The 19233-nt window shown below is 54.1% G+C and carries 17 protein-coding genes and 1 tRNA gene; 8 read left to right on the forward strand and 10 right to left on the reverse strand.

What is annotated here, in order from left to right:
* Positions 1 to 93: 93 nt before the first annotated feature.
* The 3 genes from C5O22_RS09350 to C5O22_RS09360 form a co-directional block, all read right to left on the reverse strand.
* Positions 94 to 1314, reverse strand: coding sequence for a pyridoxal phosphate-dependent aminotransferase (locus tag C5O22_RS09350; protein WP_132781190.1), 1221 nt, complete (start codon positions 1312 to 1314; stop codon positions 94 to 96).
* Between the two features lie 149 nt (positions 1315 to 1463).
* Positions 1464 to 3920 (reverse strand): bifunctional aspartate kinase/homoserine dehydrogenase I, encoded by a 2457-nt coding sequence (gene thrA / locus C5O22_RS09355; RefSeq protein WP_132781192.1) that lies wholly within the window; start codon positions 3918 to 3920, stop codon positions 1464 to 1466.
* Positions 3921 to 4222: 302 nt separating this feature from the next.
* Entirely contained in the window at positions 4223 to 4546 is a 324-nt protein-coding gene (locus C5O22_RS09360) for an ArsR/SmtB family transcription factor (protein WP_132781194.1), read from the reverse strand.
* A gap of 221 nt (positions 4547 to 4767) precedes the next feature.
* On the opposite strand from C5O22_RS09360, the gene C5O22_RS09365 reads away from it, so the two are divergent.
* Positions 4768 to 5931: a cysteine desulfurase family protein gene (locus tag C5O22_RS09365; RefSeq protein WP_132781196.1), complete on the forward strand. Its 1164-nt coding sequence runs from the start codon at positions 4768 to 4770 to the stop codon at positions 5929 to 5931.
* 8 nt (positions 5932 to 5939) lie between these two features.
* The gene (gene thiI / locus C5O22_RS09370) at positions 5940 to 7106 is read left to right on the forward strand and encodes a tRNA uracil 4-sulfurtransferase ThiI (RefSeq protein ID WP_132781198.1); all 1167 of its coding nucleotides are present in this window, start codon (positions 5940 to 5942) and stop codon (positions 7104 to 7106) included.
* A gap of 94 nt (positions 7107 to 7200) precedes the next feature.
* Here thiI and trxA read toward each other — a convergent pair whose 3' ends face one another.
* The 4 genes from trxA to C5O22_RS09390 form a co-directional block, all read right to left on the reverse strand.
* Complete coding sequence (gene trxA, locus C5O22_RS09375; protein ID WP_132781226.1) at positions 7201 to 7566, reverse strand: thioredoxin; 366 nt, start codon at positions 7564 to 7566, stop codon at positions 7201 to 7203.
* Positions 7567 to 7864: 298 nt separating this feature from the next.
* On the reverse strand, positions 7865 to 9901 hold the full coding sequence (locus tag C5O22_RS09380) for an NHL repeat-containing protein (protein WP_132781200.1): 2037 nt from the start codon (positions 9899 to 9901) through the stop codon (positions 7865 to 7867).
* The gene (locus tag C5O22_RS09385; RefSeq protein ID WP_132781202.1) at positions 9898 to 10578 is read right to left on the reverse strand and encodes a tetratricopeptide repeat protein; all 681 of its coding nucleotides are present in this window, start codon (positions 10576 to 10578) and stop codon (positions 9898 to 9900) included. The genes C5O22_RS09380 and C5O22_RS09385 overlap by 4 nt, the downstream gene beginning before the upstream one ends.
* A gap of 1 nt (position 10579) precedes the next feature.
* Positions 10580 to 11767: a galactokinase gene (locus tag C5O22_RS09390; RefSeq protein ID WP_132781204.1), complete on the reverse strand. Its 1188-nt coding sequence runs from the start codon at positions 11765 to 11767 to the stop codon at positions 10580 to 10582.
* Between the two features lie 119 nt (positions 11768 to 11886).
* Between C5O22_RS09390 and lnt the strand changes: the two genes are divergently transcribed.
* From lnt to C5O22_RS09420, 6 genes are all read left to right on the forward strand, one after another.
* Positions 11887 to 13560, forward strand: coding sequence for an apolipoprotein N-acyltransferase (gene lnt, locus C5O22_RS09395; RefSeq protein ID WP_132781206.1), 1674 nt, complete (start codon positions 11887 to 11889; stop codon positions 13558 to 13560).
* A gap of 69 nt (positions 13561 to 13629) precedes the next feature.
* Positions 13630 to 13998 (forward strand): metal-dependent transcriptional regulator, encoded by a 369-nt coding sequence (locus C5O22_RS09400; protein WP_132781207.1) that lies wholly within the window; start codon positions 13630 to 13632, stop codon positions 13996 to 13998.
* Positions 13999 to 14508: a bifunctional adenosylcobinamide kinase/adenosylcobinamide-phosphate guanylyltransferase gene (locus C5O22_RS09405; RefSeq protein WP_132781209.1), complete on the forward strand. Its 510-nt coding sequence runs from the start codon at positions 13999 to 14001 to the stop codon at positions 14506 to 14508.
* The gene (locus tag C5O22_RS09410; RefSeq protein ID WP_132781211.1) at positions 14505 to 15404 is read left to right on the forward strand and encodes a TIM barrel protein; all 900 of its coding nucleotides are present in this window, start codon (positions 14505 to 14507) and stop codon (positions 15402 to 15404) included. The genes C5O22_RS09405 and C5O22_RS09410 overlap by 4 nt, the downstream gene beginning before the upstream one ends.
* The gene (locus C5O22_RS09415) at positions 15394 to 16209 is read left to right on the forward strand and encodes an adenosylcobinamide-GDP ribazoletransferase (RefSeq protein ID WP_132781213.1); all 816 of its coding nucleotides are present in this window, start codon (positions 15394 to 15396) and stop codon (positions 16207 to 16209) included. Before C5O22_RS09410 ends, C5O22_RS09415 begins: the two co-directional genes overlap by 11 nt.
* Before the next feature lie 2 nt (positions 16210 to 16211).
* Positions 16212 to 16982, forward strand: coding sequence for an RsmB/NOP family class I SAM-dependent RNA methyltransferase (locus C5O22_RS09420; protein ID WP_132781215.1), 771 nt, complete (start codon positions 16212 to 16214; stop codon positions 16980 to 16982).
* A gap of 158 nt (positions 16983 to 17140) precedes the next feature.
* Here the strand turns inward: C5O22_RS09420 and C5O22_RS09425 are convergent, their stop codons facing one another.
* The 3 genes from C5O22_RS09425 to C5O22_RS09435 form a co-directional block, all read right to left on the reverse strand.
* On the reverse strand, positions 17141 to 18328 hold the full coding sequence (locus C5O22_RS09425; protein WP_132781217.1) for an iron-containing alcohol dehydrogenase: 1188 nt from the start codon (positions 18326 to 18328) through the stop codon (positions 17141 to 17143).
* Between the two features lie 152 nt (positions 18329 to 18480).
* Positions 18481 to 19011, reverse strand: a complete 531-nt coding sequence (locus C5O22_RS09430) for a flavodoxin family protein (protein WP_132781219.1) — start codon at positions 19009 to 19011, stop codon at positions 18481 to 18483.
* Between the two features lie 140 nt (positions 19012 to 19151).
* Positions 19152 to 19223 (reverse strand) — tRNA-Gly (locus tag C5O22_RS09435).
* Positions 19224 to 19233 lie beyond the last annotated feature (10 nt).

Here is a 19233-nt window from a genome sequence, read left to right on the forward strand (position 1 = left end):
CCACGTCCTTGCAAGGGGAACAGGGAGGGATAAAAGGAAGAAATGTTCTTTTAGAAAGGAGGCAACCAGACCGCTTACACCAGGGGCGGCGTTTTACCACTCCTTCATTGCCACGAGGAAGGCCTCTTCGGAACGCCGAATGATACTTTCATCCACACAGTAGGCAAGGCGAATATAACCTGGCGCGCCAAAGCCCGACCCTGGCACGGCGAGGATCCGGTATTGTTTCAGGTGCTGGACAAACTGCACATCCAGCGGGAGTTCCGCCGCGGCTCCATCGGGCAGGGTCTCCTTTGTGCGGGGCGGCACCTGACAGAACAGATAAAAAGCCCCTTCCGGCGGCACATAGGGGATGTGGGCCTTTTCAAGGACAGCGGTAAAGGCATCCCGGCGCCGGGCGTAAATTCCCACATCGACCCGGCTTTCGGTAAGGCGGGCCACCACCCGCTGCATCAACGCCGGTGCATTGACAAAGCCCAGCACCCGCGTCGCATAGGCAAAGGCTCCCACCACCTCCTCCACCTGGGCCATGGCGGGATTCACCGCGATGTAGCCAATCCGCTCTCCCGGGAGAGAAAGGCTCTTAGAGTAACTGGTAACCACGATAGATTCCCGATAGGCCGAAAGGATCGGGGGCACTTCGATAGCCCCATAGACAATATCCCGATAGGGCTCATCGGCCACCAGGTAGGGCCAGCGACCGCAGGATTTTCCGTGGGCCTCCAGCACGGCCGCCAGGGAACGGATCGTCGACTCCGGATACACCCGCCCGGTGGGATTATGGGGCGAATTGATAAGAACCGCCGCGGTTTTTTCCGTCAGGGCCTGCCTAATGGCCTCCACATCCAGATCGAAATCGGTGGTGCTGGGAACCAGCACCATCTTTCCCCCATGGTTGGCAATATAGGAACCGTACTCCACAAAATAGGGGCGGCTCACAATCACCTCGTCCCCGGGATTCAAAATCGCCTTGAATACCACGTTCAGGCCCCCGGCGGCGCCCACGCTCATCACCACATGGGAAGACGTGGCAGGCACCTTCTGTTCCCGTTGTACCTTTCGGGCAATGGCTTCCCGCACATCGGGGAAGCCCGCATTCGGCATGTAGCCGTGGGACCCGGGGGCATCCTCCGTGGCCAGCGCAACCAGGGCCTCGTGAAATGCCGGCGGGGGCTCAATATCAGGATTCCCAATGGAAAAATCAAAGACCCTATCGGCGCCATATAGTTTTTTAAGGGCCGCCCCTTCTTCGAACATCTTGCGGATCCAGGATCCCGACTCCTGGGCTTTTTTGATGTGCTCTGCGATTGCCATGATAGGTATCCCTCCTTTTATCAGCTATGGCGCCGGGGGCGACGCCCTCTTTCAACATAGGCGACACCCCCTCTCGACATCGATGTATCCCCGGGAAATCCAGCAATGCATAGTCCCGGCGTTCCCTTTTTCACTTTTTTCGGAAAAGGCTATACCAGGGTTCGGGCAATCCGGACGATGTCCGCAAAGACCCCCGCCGCCGTCACCTGGGCGCCGGCCCCGGGGCCCTTAATCACCATCGGAAGCACCGAATACCGGTCGGTGGTGATTACCACCATGTTGTCCGCATCCACCAGGGACCGGAAGGGGCTTCCCTCCCCTTCTTCCCGAAGCCGAAGCTCCGCCTTCCCCTCTTCGATAACCGCCACATAGCGAAGTACTTTTCCTTGCTGAGCCGCCCGGCGCCGCCGTTCTTCAAAGCTCTGATCATGGTTTTTGAGTTCCTCAAAAAAGGCTTCTACCGTGGGGGCGGTAAAACATGAGGGCGGAAGAATCGGTTCCACCCGGATTGCCTCGAACTCCAGGGGCATGCCACATTCCCGGGCCAGGATGAGCACCTTCCGGGCCGCATCCATGGCGTTAAGGTCATCCCGGGGATCCGGCTCGGTATACCCCTTCTGCTTTGCCTCCCACACAAGGCCAGAGAAGGGCTTTGACCCATCAAAGTTGTTAAAAATATAACTCAGGGTCCCGGACACCACCGCTTCGATGCGCCGAATGCGGTCCCCCGAAAGGAAAAGGTCGTGAAGGGTAGAAATAACGGGGAGCCCCGCGCAGACGGTGGTCTCGTACAGATAGGGGATACCCCGTTCCCGGGAGTATTCGGTAAGGGCCGTATAATAGGAAAGGAGCCCAGAATTGGCCCGTTTGTTGGGCGTCACAATGGGTATAGAGGATTTAAGGATATCCAGATACCGGGAAGGTACCGTATCAGCGGCGGTACAATCACAGAAACATGAATTGGGGAGATTAAAGGCCCGCATGCGACTTATAAACCCATCCAGGTCCATCGGCTCCCCTTGAGAAAGGAGTGCCTCCCGGGCACGGGCGGGTTCGATCCCCGCCGCATCAAAGAGCATGTGTTTCGAGTTTGCCACCCCAATCAGGTTGATCCGGATCTTGTAGCGATCCGCAAGAATTTCCTGTTGCTGGGCCAGTTGGTCTAAGAGGGTCCCCCCGATAAGACCGGTTCCCACCAGGAAAAGGTTTACCGATCGAAGGCCCGCCAGGAAGAAGGCATCGTGAATAGCGTTAAGGGCCTTGGCTTCGTCCTGCCGGCTAATAACCGCCGAAATATTGAGCTCCGACGATCCCTGGGCGATGGCCACCACGTTTACACCGTTGCGTCCCAGGGCGTGGAAGACCTTTCCGGCAATGCCGGGGGTGCTCTTCATGCGGCTCCCCACCACCGCTATGATAGAAAGGTCCCGCTCGATGACCGGAGGCTCAATGGCAGAGCGGGCAATCTCGCTTTCAAATTCTTCTTTAATGGCCGCCGCCGCTTCGGGGGCATCCTTAGGGAGCACCGCACAACAAATGGAGTACTCACTGGATGCCTGGGTAATAAGAATCACGTTGATATGGCGCCGGGCAAGGGCGCTAAAGAGCCGGGCAGAAAAGCCCGCCACCCCTACCATACCGGTACCTTCGAGCCGAATAAGGGCTACCTCCCGCAAGGAACTGATTCCCCGCACCGGATAGGGGCTCGGGGGAACCTCCCGGGCAATAAGGGTTCCGGGACAGGAAGGGTTAAAGGTGTTCCGGATCCGAATCGGAATCCCCTTTTCCATGGCCGGCAGTACCGTAGGGGGATGCAGAACCTTGGCCCCAAAATGGGAAAGTTCCAGGGCTTCCTCATAGGAGATGGAGTCCATCCGGAAGGCCGTGGGCACCAACCGGGGATCGGAGGTAAGGATCCCATCCACATCGGTCCATATTTCTATTTCCTCGGCCCCAATGGCGGCCCCAAAAATAGCCGCCGAGAGATCCGATCCCCCTCGTCCCAGGGTAGTGGTCTTCCCATCCAGAGTTGCCCCAATAAAACCCGTGGCGATTTGCAGATGGGGCCGGTTCTGCAAGAGGGACCGAATCGCCGGATAGGTTTCCTCGGGAATAAAACGGGCATTGCCAAAACGGTCATCGGTACGAATCACAAGGCGGGCGTCCAGATAATCCGCGGGCATTCCCGCGGCGGTACAAATGGGAGCAATAATAGAAGCACTGAGCCGCTCCCCAAAGCTCATCACCATATCCAGGGTTCGGTTCGAAAGTTCCCCCAATCGGGCTACCCCTTCAAGGATTCGTTCAAGGTCCTCAATTAAAGAGCGAACGACCCCTTCAGTGGGTCCCTGCGTTTCTGCGGGCAATAAGCGATAGATAACCTCCCGGTGCCGTTCGAACAACTGGGACACATCATCCTTAAAGGTTCCATTCCCCTGTTCAGCCTTACGGGCAATAGCAATCAGTGTATCGGTCACCTTTGAAAAGGCCGAAACCACCACCACCCGAACCCGGCCCTTATGGTCGGGATCCTGCAAAATAGACACCAGTTGACGAATCGCCTCTACCGAACCAACGGAGGTTCCACCAAATTTACACACTATCATGGGATGTTCCTGTATAAGGCCCTTCTTTTTTCTTAACGAAAACGATGGGGCCCTCATATTGTATAAATATACAGTATATATGCCATTTTTTGAAAAGATTTGCAAGGGAGAGCGAAATGTTGCCTTTTGGAGGGTGTTAGCTATTTACATGGAATGACAAAACAGAAGCAGTCTGGCCTTCTTGTGCATACACACAGAAACAATTCGCTTCTTTTACCTGAAAACAGAAACAGCACCGGCCCTTCTACCTGAAAACAGAAGGGGAACACATCCTTGAACAAGAAAAAACAAAGGGACCACCCTTATACCGAGGCTTCGACGGATTTTTCCTCTCGAACCTCTACAATCCGTTCTACGATAGCACGGATGAAATCGTCTTTTATCGTGTAAATTCGCTTGTTCCCTTGAACCGTAGAATCTACGATTCCCTGCTCTTTTAAAACCGCCAGGTGCTGGCTAATAACCGGCTGGCTTTCCCCAAGACAGGTCCATAGGTTAGTGACACAGGGTTCCCCCTGATGGTAAATAAGGCACAACAGTTTAAGCCGCACCGGATGGCCGCATACCTTTAGTTTACGGGAAAGTTCTTGAATGAGCTTTTCAGGACACACTTGTTCGGGATTCATGATTCTATAATCTCACGTTCCCTTTTTTTCGTCAATATAGTTTTCATATATATAAAAAATCTAAAAAGTCTCGAATGACAGCGGGTAACCATCACCCTCCTTCCTGGGCTTTCCCGAGAGAAGCATACCGCATACCCCCAAAGAGACCGCCGATGCCCGAACCTCGGCCTTGGCAAAGGGGGGCAGCCTGAGTACTATTAGGCGTGCATGAGAGTTCACCGATGAATGAAACCATTTCCCGTCGTATATATTTTGATTGGGCCGCCACAGCCATACCGATTCAGTTTGATGGGCCAGGAGCATATCCCTGGGGAAACCCTTCTTCTTTACACGAGGAGGGCAAGAAGGCCAGGGAAGCCCTCGAAGGGGCCCGCAAAACCTGTGCCCGTATCCTGGGCGTTCCCGAGCATACCCTCTTTTTTACCTCCGGCGGCACCGAATCAAACGCCCTGGTAATTCATTCCCTGCTGCTCCGGCCGGGGAAACCGGGGATTCTCTACGGAGCCACAGAGCACCCCTCGGTGCGGGAAAACGCGGAAATCCTCCGGCGGCTAGAGCATCCGGTGGGAACCATCCCCGTCGCATCGGATGGACGGGTTGTCGCCGAGGCTCTTTTTGCAAGCCTGGAAAAGTTTCCCCGCACCCGCCTGGTGTGCCTCATGGGGGTAAATAACGAAACCGGCGCCATCCATGATATTCCCCGCCTGGTGAAGGAACTGCGGGCCTACCAGGCCCAGCGGGGGGGGCCGCCGCTCCACATCCACTGCGACCTGGTACAAACCCTGGGGAAGATCCCCTTTTCACTGCAGGAAGCGGACATCGATTCAGCGGCCATGAGCGCCCATAAACTTGGCGGCCCCCGGGGCATCGGTCTTTTGTATTGCCGAAAAAAGATCGAAGGCCTGCTGCGGGGGGGAGAGCAGGAAGGGGGACTACGACCGGGGACCGAAAATGTGTGGGGAGCCCTGGCCCTGGCCCACTGTCTTGAACAAAGGATTTCCCCCGCTGTGGTAGGCCAGGAATACCAGGCGGCGGTCCACCGGATGGCCCTGCTCATACAAGAACTGAGCCGTATTCCAGGAACCACCCTGATTCCCGCCGATCGAGCCCCTGAGGATCCCCGTTTTTCTCCCTACATTTTGCAGGTGGCCTTTCCCAACCTGCCAGGGGAGGTCATGGTGCGCGCCCTGAATGACCGGGGTTTTGCGGTTTCCACCGGTTCAGCCTGTTCTGCATCCCACCAGGACCGGCCCATCCTTAAGGCCATGGGTGTCCCGGAGGAGCTTGCCCGGCGGGGCATCAGAATTTCCCAGGGATGGACCACCACCGAAGAGGACATCCGGGCCCTCGTGGCGGCCATTGCCACTATCGTTCAGAAAGGATAAATCACATCATGGGTCTGTATCTTATCAAACCAGGGGAACTCACCCTGAAAGGCAACAATAGAAAAGAATTTGAAGGGATCCTCAAGCGAAACATGGTAACCATGCTTCGGGGAACCGGCGCTTCACTCAACCTTACGGAAGGTCGCTACTTTGTGCGCTGTTCGGAAGAACAAGAAAAGGCGGTAGAAGGGGTACTGAACCGCATCATTGGCATCGCGGGATGGGCCCGGGCCAGGTTCTGCGAAAAAAACATGGAAGCCCTCATTGCCACGGCCGTCGAAGAAGCCCGCGACCTTGCATCCCAGGGCTACCGGACCTACAAACTCGAAGCCCGCCGTTCCGACAAGAGTTTTCCCCTCGATTCCTATGGCATTGTCTGTGCCGTGGGGGAAGAAATCAGGAAGGCTCTCCCTGAACTTACTGTCCAGGTACAGAACCCCCCGATAGTTATCCATATTGAAGTGCGGGAGCGGGTCTACGTATACAGCCTTACCCATCAGGGAAGGCGGGGCCTCCCGGTGGGTTCGGCGGGGCGGGGATTGCTCCTCCTTTCCGGGGGCATCGATTCGCCGGTGGCAGGCTACCTCATGGCATGCCGGGGAATGAAACTGGATAGCATCTATTTTCATGCCTATCCCTATACCTCAGAAGAGGCCCAGCGAAAGGTGGCTCGGCTGGCAGAAATTCTCGGAAGCTATACCCTGGGGATGCGGCTTTTCACGATACCCTTCACGGCGGTACAGTTGCGCATAAAAGAACGGGCCCCCGATGCGTGGACCACGGTACTGCTCCGGATGGCCATGATGGAGGCCGCCGATCGGCTCGCCAGTACCATCGATGCCCGGGCCCTCGTCACGGGTGAAAGCCTGAGCCAGGTGGCAAGTCAGACCATCGAAAACATCCGCTGCACCGAAAGTACCACGGTCCTTCCGGTGTTACGCCCCCTCATTGGTCTCGATAAGGAAGAAACGATCCGCTTAGCCCGCGAAATCGGGACCTACGACGTTTCTATTCTGCCCTATGAAGATTGCTGTGTGCTTTTTAGCCCTGTGCATCCTATCATCCATGCCCCCTACGACGAGGCCCGGGACCTGTACGCCGCCTGTGAACTGCAGGGGCTTATCGAAGAAGCGGTAAGAAACAAAAAAGTAGAAAAACTAGGCTATCCATCCTAGAAAAGGCACCTTTTGGTTTTGGTACCTCACGGGCAGGGAAGGCCATTCTATCGGCCCTTCCTGTAGCCCCGGGGGATATCGGTAAGAAAGCCCTTTATGCTTCCTTTGTGACGCCGAGCACTTCCTGGATTGCCCGTTCCAGAGTTGCCTTGGGCAGGGCTCCCATGGCCGCCTGAGGCTGGCCTTCCTTGGGGATAAAGAGAATGGTGGGGATACTCTGAATGCCGAACACACTGGCCAGTTCCTGCTCTTCGTCGGTATTCACCTTGTATACGTGAATTTTCCCTTCATATTCTTTGGAAAGTTGATCAAGAATGGGGCTTACCATCTTACAGGGACCACACCAATCGGCGTAAAAGTCCACGATTGCCGGGAGATCCCCCGCATAGGCCCATTCGGTATTTTTTTCATAATCAAATACCTTTTCCTTAAATTCTGCTGTTGTAAGTTTTAGAGACATTTCTGTTTCCTCCGTCCCTGGGATGCGGCACCACCATCTTCGGTGCAGGAAAGAGTAATCCTTCGGGACCACTCGTTTCATCTTAAATATATGAATATTATTATATAACGTCAACTATATAGATTTATTCAGCCATAGACAGGGAAAAACCTGAGGGTCCCTCACCGTAAGAGCCACCTACCAGTACGGGTCCCCCTGGAGAATCCCGGCAGGTTCTGCGGGGGCCTCTGATTTTACCCACCGGCGGGCCCCGTACCGGCGTACTGGGAGGGAAGAAGAAGTGCCTTGCCGGTTTCTCTTACTCCAGGGGCGCAAAATAGCCAAGTATATCCCGACCCGATCGCTGGAGAAGGTACACCTCTACTTCCAGGGGCAGGTAGGCGTTCCCAAAATTAGTAGGAAGTCGGGATGTGTACTGGAGTTGATAGATACCGCTTGGTCGCCTTCGAAGGTCCTGCAATATGGGGCCAATTCCCTCTGGTCGATACAGGTAGAGGACCGCCCCACCCGTTTCCTGGGCTAGATATTCCAGTGCGGGGTTCACGTTTCCCAGTACCGGCAGGATCGCATAGAAGGCCACCCCATTGTTAGCCAGATAGGCCGCCAGGGCCGAAAGACTATACTGCTCAAAGGCCCGCTCCCCCACCGAACCGGATCCTACAAAGAGCACCGCCCGTTTGGGGCTTGCTCCCAAAAGGTCCGTTGCGGCGAGTCGCAGGGCCCGATCAAAGCGCCAGGCGGGAGAATAGCGGGCCCTATTTCCCCGGGCAATGCCTTCGGGATTCCAGGCTCCACTCAGGGATTCCTTGATGGGCTGTTCTTCGGCGGAAATTACCGACACGAGGCGATCCACCGATTTTCTGATGTCCCGGAGGGCCGTCTCCACATCGGAAGTAAAGCGGTTCATGGCTGGTGACCGCTCAAGAATGACCGATACGGCCGTATCCTGGTTCAGGTACGAAGCCCCCCGAAACTCCTGCTGCGCCACGGGCTTCCCCTCTTCATAAAGGTAAAAGTTCTGTTCGTTGAGCCCCACTATGGGCCGGCGATTCCGGTTCTGCACCTTTATGTCCACCGTAACCCGGGGAAAGCTATCGGCAACCACCCGCTGGATTTCTACAAAGAGCCCTGAGGCCACATCCACCATAGGCACCAGCAGGGCTATTTCTTCTTTGTCGAAAAGGCTGACAAAGAGGTTCCCATTTACCGAATAATCGGCACAGGTAACCTTTCCGGCCCCCCGGCCCAGGGATGCGATTTCCCGCACCGCCCCCATGGTGGGATCTATGAGGTACACCTTCTGGGCATCCACCAGGAGCAACTGCCCCTCAGCGGTAGCCCGAAGGGATTCGGGGGCCACGAGACCTTCCCCAATCAAAATGCCATGGTAATTGCCATTCCGATCAAACTCATGGATACAGCGGCCAGGCCCATCACTTACAAAGACCCGATCGCCGATGACGGCAATACCCGTGGGCCCCTTAAGCCCCTGAAACGCCCCCTGGCGGGCCCCAAACGAAAAAAGAAAGGAACCATCCGGGGCCCACTTTGAAATACGCTGACTCCCAAAGTCCACCACATAGAGATAGTCGCTCCTATCCAACGCCAGTCCCTGGGGACCAATAAATTGATCCGACCCTCGCCCTTTAGATCCCAGGTATCGTTTCCAGTTTCCCTGCGGATCCAGCACCGATATTCGTCCGCCCCGAGCCTCGGAAACGTAGAGGGTTCCATCAGAGGCCCGGGCCATATCATAGGGCCGATCAAACCCATTCAGGGGGCCCCGAATGCGGGAGCGAATGACCCCATTCACGTCGATGCGCACCAGTTCATTCGAACCATAGGCTACCACCCACACCGATCCATCCTCTGTGGAAAGCACCGAAGAGGGCTGGCGATAGAGCAGGAGATCCTTGTTTTTGTTGGGATACCGACCTGCTTCCACATACTGGGGTTGCTCCTGCTGAGCAAAGAAGGGGATGCGGCGATTGCGGACGGTCTCGATACGGCTAGTTAAGAGGAGGGCCTGGGGGGAACCCGCCGGATACAGCCGTCGGGCTTCCTGCCACTGCTGGAGGGCAATGTCTTCAAGGCCCGACTGGTAGTAGGCCCGGCCTAACCATTCCAGGATGAGGGGTTCTTGATTCCTATACGAAAGGGCCTTTTCAAAAGAAAGGATCGCCTCGTTATAGCCATAACGATAGAATGCTTCTATCCCTATACGAAATTCCTGGCGGGCCATAAGGGCGTTACGGTCAACCTGGGCCCCCAGGAGGGGGGTCCAGAGCCACACCATAAGAGACAGCCACCAGCAACGGAGATCTTTTTTTTTCACGATTCAGCCCTCAGTATACGACGCATATGTTCTTGAATCTCCGGATGGTCCGGGAGCAGATCCAGGGCCCGCCGAATCCAGATTTTACTTTCGGGGATATTCCCATTTTTAAAGTGGGCCCACCCGAGGGAATCGAGATAGGCAGGATTGTGGGGTTTTTTATCCACCGCCCGCTTACAGAGTATCAGGGCTCGCCGAACATCCTTTTCCGTATCGGCTAACACATAGCCCAGCCCATTAAGGGCGGTGGGATTTTCCCGATCCAGTTCAAGGGCCCGGGAATAATAATCGATCGCCTCTTCGTACTGTTTCTGCATATAGAAGGTGTACGCCAGGGCGGCATAGAGCTGCACCGACTCAAATCCCTGGGAAATAAGACGCTGGAGTTCAAATTCCGCAAGTTTAGAACGCCCGGTCACGGCATATACGTATGCCAGGGCAAGACGACACTGGTACATCCGTAAGGGATCCTTCCCATTGGTCACTACCTGCTCAAGGTACAGAAGGGCGTCATCAAATTGCTCAAGCTTGGTATAACAGAGCCCCAAATAATAGGCAAGCTCCGCCTTTTCTTCCTCAGAAAAGGAGCGACTATCGAGTTGCAACAATTCTTCCAGGGCCACATCAAAACGACGGGCCCGATACAATCGGATAGCGTTTTGTAAGCTCCCCCCCATTCTACGCACCTACCATTTCCAGGGGCCCCCGATGCACTAAGCGGGCCCCTTCACTATCCTTTACCACATATATCACCGGTTTAAAACCGAAAATCCGCTCATAATCCTCAAGACGCCGCTCGTATTCTTCCAGGGCCTGGGGCTTAAGAAAGGTGTAAATACAGCCCCCAAAACCTTGACCGGTCATCCGGGACCCTAACACGCCTTCGATTTCAATGGAGCGTTTTACGAGCCAATCCACCTCCGGGCAGGACACTTCGTAGAGATCCCGCAGGCTTTCATGGGAATGGGTAATGGCCCGCCCAAAGGCAACCATATCGGACTTCTTGAGGGCCTCTTCTATCTCGGTAATCCGCCGCACCTCCCGCACCACATGGAGGGACCGCCGCCGCAGTTCTTCCGGCAGGTTCCCCATGAACTCCATGAAATCTTCCTTTACAAAATCCCGAAAGCTGGCACCGGATTTTTTCTTAGACAGGAGTTCCAGGGCTACCTTTAGGTCATGGCGGCGATCCTTTAATTCCGCTTCCACCCCAAAGCGAGGAACCCGGGAGTCGGTCAACACCAGTTGGTACCCATCTTCGGGAAAGGCAATATACTGAATGGTCCGCCGCAGTTCATCGGCCACCACAAAATTGCCTTTCTTCGCTTTTAACAAAATATGATAGTCAATGGCGTGATCGTTTCTGCCAAAAAAGGCGGCCTGAGCTTCTTCCAGGAGTTGGATAAGCCGCTCATCGTCCATATCGGGGGCAAGGAGACTGCGGAGCGCTAGGGCGGCAGCGATTTCTATGGCAGAGGAAGAGGCAAGCCCTACCTGTTGGGGAATGTCCCCGCTTAAGGTACAGCTTAAGCCCTTAATGGGATAGCCCGCTTCGTGGAATGCGAAAATAACGACCTTTATGAAATTTGCCCACCGATCTTCCCGTTTGTACTTCAGGTTTACCATGGTAGTCCGTTTTCGTTCCCCCAGATCGGCGGCGAAAAAACGGAGGGAAGTATCCTTTCTGAGGCTTATGGCGACCCGAACATAGCGATTAATGCAGAGAGAAAGCAACAACGCCGCCCCCCGTTCCCCATGTTCACCCATGAGATGGATCCGTCCTGGCGCCTGGGCAATAGCGATTCCCTCATTATAATCGATATCCCCTTCATATTCAGTCATGTGAACGGTACCGATGTCCTTCATAGCCTCTGCCCCCGGAATAACACTTGGTACCCCCTACCGTGCAGGACATACCACTTTTTCTTATAATAAATGAAAAATGCCTATTATTCAATCAAAAATATTTTGATACAATACAAAACATGCGTATCCTCTTAACTATTTGTGCGGCCCTGCTCCTTACCCTTTCGATTCCCAATGAATACTTTCATTTTGGCCAGCCCCTCTTTTCTCTCATTGCCCTGGCGCCATATTTTATGGCCCTGAGAAAAAGCAAAAGCTACCGGGAGGCCGCCTTTTTAGGCTTTCTTTTTGGGAGTATATCCCACGCGACCTCAAGCTATTGGTTGTATTTTTTCAAGGACTTTGCCCTGTGGACCATCGGTTCCACCACCGTGGCCTATGGCCTTCTCCATATGCTGGTGGCGGGTTTTCTCCGCTTTGTGCTCATCCGACCTTCTCCCTACCGCCCTTTCCTTGTGGCCTTCCTCTGGACCACCTGGGAATGGGGAAAATCCATCGGGTTCTTAGGTTACCCCTGGGGACTCGTGGCCTATGGCTGGAACGACGTTCTGTGGATGATTCAGATTGCCGATACCCTCGGGGTATACGGCCTTTCGTTCCTCAACGCCCTTGCTTCGGCCCTTTTTGTGGAGCTTCCTCTCCCGAGACCTTTTCCCGGCAATTTTGGCGCTGTATGGAAGTATCTGGGGAATTTCCTCCGTTCTTACCAGGGGCGCATCCTTGCCTTCTGGGGCATCCTATTTTGTTGGTATGCCCTGTACGGAAGTTATCGCCTGGTCCATCCAACGCCTATCGTACAGCGGGTTCCCATGCTGTTAATCCAGCATAACGCCGATAGCTGGAACGATGGGGAACTTCCCTCCCTCCGGAAAGCCATCGAGTTAACCGATGGGGGCCTGGCCGCTTTTAAAGAACCCACGGGCTACGAAAAACCGGACCTCATCGTCTGGTCCGAAACGGTTCTCCGACGGCCCTACCGGGAATACCGTACCTTTTATAAACAACAGCCAACAGAACGCCCCCTCCTTACCCTTCTGGCAGAGGTAGATCGTCCCCTGCTGACGGGCGCTCCAGAGGTACTGAACTGGGAAACCTACGATGCGACCAACTCGGCTATCCTTATTGATCGTATGGGGAACCTCCGTTTTTCCTATGCCAAGCAGCATCCTGTTCCCTTCGCCGAAGCCATTCCTCTCTGGGAATATCAGTGGATGCGCAATTTCATGCAAAAGGTAGTGGGCCTCGAAGGGGGCTGGGTGATGGGTACCAAAACGGTGGTAATGGAAGTGTCCACCCTTCATGGTCAGCCGCTTCGCTTTGGGGTCCCCATCTGTTTTGAAGACGCCTTTGCCGATGTGTGTCGGGACTTTTTTAAAAAAGGGGCGGACCTTCTCATCAACATAACCAACGATTCCTGGTCCAGAACGGTATCCGCCGAAATTCAACACCTGGTGGCAGCCCGTTTCCGAACAGTGGAAAACCGACGTACCCTGGTGCGTTCCACCAATGGTGGCGTCACCGCCGTCATCGATGCGGAGGGAAGAATCCTGAGTCAGCTCCCCCTTTTCACGGAAGCCTATCTAGCCACGGTGGTTCCCGTTCATCAGCCTCAGGCCCCAACCCTCTACAGTATTTTGGGTGATTGGTTTCCCTTCACCGGCAGCATCCTGGTGCTCTGGTATATTCTTCAGGAATGGATACAGGACCAGGGGGAAATACAGAAAAGGCGGCGTTCCGCCAAGCCCCCCCGAAGGGCCGCCAGGAAAAACGATTGGAACCAAAAACTGAATTGAACAAACCGGCCCCTTTACACCCCCAAGGAGTTGACAGAGAAGGGGGAATCTTTCACAATACGGCGTGACATGACCCAGGCTTTGGAAGATTATCTTGAAATGGTGAGTTTCCTCTCCGACGAAGGGGCCGTGCGGGTTACCGATATTGCCCAGCGGCTTGGGGTAAGTAAACCTTCGGTGATTACGGCCCTCAGAAACCTGGAAGAGCAGGGCTACCTGGAGCATAAGCGGTACAAAGGGGTAATCCTTACTCCGGAAGGGGAACGGCGGGCAAAAGAAATTCGGGAACGCCATTATTTTCTTACGTCCTTCCTAAAGGATATTGTGGGGGTCTCGGAGGATATTGCAGAACGGGATGCTTGCAAGATGGAGCATGTTCTGTCTGAAGAGACCATCACCAAAATGCGGCACATCGTTTCCTGTAAAAGCGTGGAATAAATGCGACTCCTTATCACCGGCGGGGTAAAATCGGGAAAGAGTCGGCGGGCCCTGGAAGTGGCGCAAAGCCTATGGTCCTTTCCCCGGTATTTTCTTGCCACCGCTGAAGCCTTTGACGAAGAAATGCGGACCCGAATAGACCGCCATAAAAAAGAACGAAAAGATTCCCAGAGGAAGGACGAGTTCATTACCATTGAAGAGCCCCTGTGGATTAACCGGGCCATCCAGCACTGTTCGGGACCGGTGATAATTGATTGTATTCCCCTGTGGATTAACAATATCCTGTACTACCAAAAGGAAGGGGACTTTTTTTCGATTCGAGATGACTTCCTTACCCATTTACCCCCCGATTGCATCATTGTTACCAATGAAACCGGCTGGGGAAATATCCCCGCCGATACCCTTAGCCGGCACTACAACCTTCTTCTCGGGGAGACCAATATCCTCCTTGCCCAGAAGGTAGATCAGGTGGAACTCATGGTAGCGGGGATTCCCGTAAGGATAAAATGAAGCATCCTTCCTCTGTCTCCGCCGCTTTTCACCGTCGGGTAGGCCAGCGTTCCCCCTACCCCCTTGCCACCCCATCCTGGGTTATGCCGGGAACCTACGCCGAAAACCTGGACTTTCTAGCGGATAAAACAGATATTGCGGCGGTGGAGCTCCTCTTTTTCATATACGATGAAACGGTGGCCGCAGAACTCAAGGCCGACTGGGAAAGAATTCTCCAGTATCGGGAGCGCTTCCTGTATACCGCCCATCTCCCTGAGAGGCTTGAGGACCATCATGAAAAGCTCATAGAACAGCTGGCGCCCCTGGTTGAACATTTTGTGGTGCATCCCCCGGCGGGCGAAAAGGAACAGGAAACCCTGGCCCAGCGCCTCCTTACCTGGGAAGAGCGGTATACGAGCCGGCGGGGCTACCGCTTTATTATCGAAAACACCCAGCCTGGTCGCCTTGAGGGGATGGTAGAAAAACTCCCCGGCTGGGGGCTCTGTCTTGATACGGGGCACCTGCAACTTGCCGGGGAAGACCTGGCTATGTTTCTTTCAATCTATGGGAACCAAATTCAGGAAATACATCTCCATCGGGCGCTTCCTCCGGGGCTTGTTCCTCCCGACCGATTAGCGGATCACCATCCTTTACACGAAGGGGACCCCTGGTTTACACCCCTCCTGCCCTTTCTTTTTCCCAGGAAGGATCCCCTTCCCCCAAGTCCAGCACAGAACAGGGGGTTTAGTTCTCCTATCGAAAACGGTCCTGGTGGTTACCCATCATTTTCCCACGCGGGGAAACGGCCCCTTATCAATTTTGAAGTTTTTTCGTGGCCCGAGGTAGCCCAGAGCCTCGGGGTATGGAAAAAATGGTGCACCGATTTCTGTGCCAAGGAGCACATTCATGAAGTGTAAGATCCGCCCCTGGAATCAGATGCTGTCCACCCTTGCGCTGGTTTCCCGCATTCCGATTCCTTCCCGATGGTACCAGTTTGATGCGTCACGGGTAGATGTCTACCTTCCCCTGGTAGGACTTATTCCTTCGCTGGCCCTGGCGGGGATCCTCCAGCTATCCCGATTGGGGAATCCCGATCCGATGTTGTTTGCCCTCGTTTTTTTAATTCCCTACTATCTCTTGTTCAATCTTTTTCATTTTGATGGGTTATTGGATACGGCCGACGCCTTTCTGGGGGTTATTCCTAAAGAAAAACGAGAGGCCATACTCAAGGACCCCCGGGTAGGGGTGTACGGGTTATGGGTGGGGGTGTTGTATCTGGTGACAAAGCTATACTTCTTTCAGAAGATAGGGGGACAGGGCTTCTCCGCCAAGGGTGCCTGGGGATACTTTTTCTTTCTCAGTTTTCCGATAAGTAGCAGAACCGCGGCGGCGGTACTGCCTGCCCTCTTTCGCCCCGCTCGGAAAGAAGGGCTGGGAGCGCTCGTGCAAGGGGGTTCTCTCTGGAGAGCCCTGGGAGGATACCTGGGTGCGGAGGGACTCATCCTGTTGGTGGCGGGCATCCTCTGGGGAATACCGGCGCCATCCATACCAATGCTTCTGGATGGAGGACTTTTTATGGCGCTTCCTTTTGCGGTTGCCGGGTGGGTCGGCCATCTCTACCAAAAGAACCTCGGCGGATACACGGGGGACGCCCTGGGGGCCGCCATAGAGCTCACCGAGCTTTTTCACCTGGGCATCATCTTCTTTTTACTGACCACGTAGCTATGAACGAAGCCTTCGAAACTTACTACCAGCATATTTTTCAGCACCGCTGGCCCTCGTTGCGGGAAAGCCTTTTGACAGAAGGCCCTGGATGGGCCTATACCACCAACCTTACCCGGCCGTACTGGATGGACCGGGCATCGGTGCTTGCCGCCGAATCGCTCGTGCTCCCTGCGGAGGGAGAAATCCTCGATGCCTGTGCGGCCCCTGGTGGTAAGAGCCTGGTGATCGCAAGCCGGATGGGAAAGGGGGTACGACTGCTTTCTAACGAGCTGTCCCGGGAACGGCGGCGCCGCCTTGTGGAAGTCCTGGACACCCATCTCCCCGCGGCCATTCGCGAACAGGTGACCGTCTCCGGTTTTGATGCGGCCGCCCTTGGAGCCCGTCGCACCGAATGGGAACGCTTTGGGGCGATTCTTTTAGATGTCCCCTGTTCCAGCGAACGGCATGTGATAAAAGATCCGGCGGCCCTTGCCCAATGGTCGCCGGCCCGGCCGAGAATGCTGAGCCAGCGTCAGTGGGCGCTCCTGTCATCGGCCTTTCTCCTGCTCAAACCAGGGGGATGCCTGGTGTATGCCACCTGCGCCCTTACTCCCCAGGAAAATGACGAGGTGTTCCGACGGCTTATACAGAAATATGGGAGCCGTCTGTATCTGGCAAAGCCCGATTTTCCCGAAGGGGAAGAAACCGAATTTGGGCGACACATTCTCCCTGATACCAGCGGTGGCCTGGGACCCATGTATGTAGCCCGGTGTATCAAGGTTCCTGAGTAAGGGCTTTTAGAAAAAGGCCCCTCATGTATCCTTTTACTTCTAAAGGGGGCAGTTTGCCTTTCTCGCCGGCCCCCACAATGGTATTGCTGGCCCCCAACATGGTCCGCCCTCTTCTCTAGGGAACAATCAAAAGAATAGGTAATACGTGATTTTGGTCTTTACACTTCGCTTGCCAGGCGGTAAATATCCCGCATCTTTTCCACATCGAGGACCATAAAGTGCCCTATGGTCCGGGTTTTCCCGTAGCTACATCGGTAGGCGAGTTCTTCAAAGAGCGCCTCATCCCAGGAAGGAACCCCCAGTTCTTTAAAATTGGTGGGCATTCCCAGGGACTTAAAATAGGCCACCGTCGCATCGATACCCGCCAGGGCAAGGCGCTCCTCGTCGCCCCCATCCCCCAGGCCCCACACATGCTGAGCATAACGGGCAAAACGCCGGGGATTGCTTTTATACACATAGAGGGCCCAGGCTTTCCACATGGTGGAAAGGCTTGCCCCATGGGCCACATCGTATCTGGCGCTCAACTCATGTCCCAGTTGATGAACCGCCCAATCCCCCCGACTTCCCAGCCCCGTAATCGAATTATGGGAAAGGCTGCCACACCACATGAGTTCGCTCATGGCCTGGTAATTCCGGGGATCTTTCATGGCAATCCTTCCGTTTCGTATAACCGTTCGCAGCAGGGCTTCCGCCAGTGCTTCGCTGGTCTCGTTATCTTCTTCGGGAACAAAATAGCGTTCCATGGTATGCATCATGATGTCCGTAATACCACAGGCTATTTGATAGGGAGGAAGGGTAAAACTCAGTTCCGGATTCAGGATGGCAAAAACCGGTCGATTCAGTTCTGAAGATAGGCCCCGCTTTTGGCCGATAGCGGTATTGGTGAGTACCGCAGAGGCGCTCATTTCACTGCCCGCCGCAGGAATAGTAAGCACTACACCGACGGGGGTAGTTTTCCGAAGGCTCACTGCCCCCGTCCAGAAATCCCAAAGGTCAACGCCAGGGTTTGCGTTTCCGTGGGCTATCCCTTTAGCGGTGTCAATGACACTGCCCCCACCTACGGCAAGGATAAAATCCGCCTTCATGGCCAGAGCTTGCGCAACCCCCTCTCGAGCCAATTCTACCGTGGGATTGGGTTTTACACCGCCAATACTTTGGAACTCCAGGCCCGCTTCTTTAAGGCGCCCGTAAATTCTATCAAGGAGGCCGCTTTTTTGGGCGCTCCCACCACCATATACCACAAGGACCCGGCTCCCCCCGTGTTTCTTTACGAGCTCGCCAACCTTATGTTCCGTATCCTTCCCAAATTCAACTTCGGTGGGAACATAAAAAGTAAAATTCCGCATCCCGGCACCCTCCCTCTAATAGCATTTAATTATATAGATATTCTTGCATATGGTTAGATGTTTGACAAGATAGAACTAAAAGCTACTATATTTTAAAAATTATATATAATGAGCAAGAGATTCTCGATTATTTCTCTTAGAATCAATCTCGCTTAGATTTCTAAGGTTTTTACAAATCCGTTATACACCTCTTTTATTTGTCCCACAAAGGTATCCTGGTTAAGCCGTATGTTCAAAACCTCGTCGGAGGAACCACGCTCAGCATTGGAAACCGTATTGCCGAGCGATAAAGGCTGACATGCTATTAGACTATCCCCTGCAATCTGTCGTACCTTTTGAAAAACCTTTTCATAACCGAAGGGGCCATCTTTTTCTGCAGCACCACTGCCACAACAGGTTACAAAGTACAATTTTTTATAGGTATTGCGATATGCACGAATAAAATCTTTGAGGGGAGTAATCAGTTTTCCCATCCAGACAGGGCCACAGACAATAACTCCATCATACTGGGACACATCTTTTTCTAATTTATTATTTCCCATAGAAATATTGAACAGTGTAGAAAAGAGCGGATTAAGACGCGGTCTAATTTGAACAAGTTCTCCTTGTATATCCTTAGCAAGCTGCTGGGCTATATAACGATTATTCCCTGTTCGTGAATAGTACACTACAAGATATTTCATAGGGTATCCTTTTTAATAAAACGTATACCCAGTATATCACAGGTTGTCCCAATAAACAATTTTTGATTTAGGCAATCATTCGAGGCTAACTTTACTCTAAAATAAAAAAGGCCCGCCTTTTGGCAGGCCCTCTAACCTAAAGCGGCCGATGGGAGTCGAACCCACGTCTCCAGCTTGGAAGGCTGGGGTAATAGCCGTTATACGACGGCCGCGATTGTTGTT

Origin of the sequence: Treponema sp. J25 (assembly GCF_004343725.1) — a bacterium.
Classification (GTDB): domain Bacteria; phylum Spirochaetota; class Spirochaetia; order Treponematales; family Breznakiellaceae; genus J25.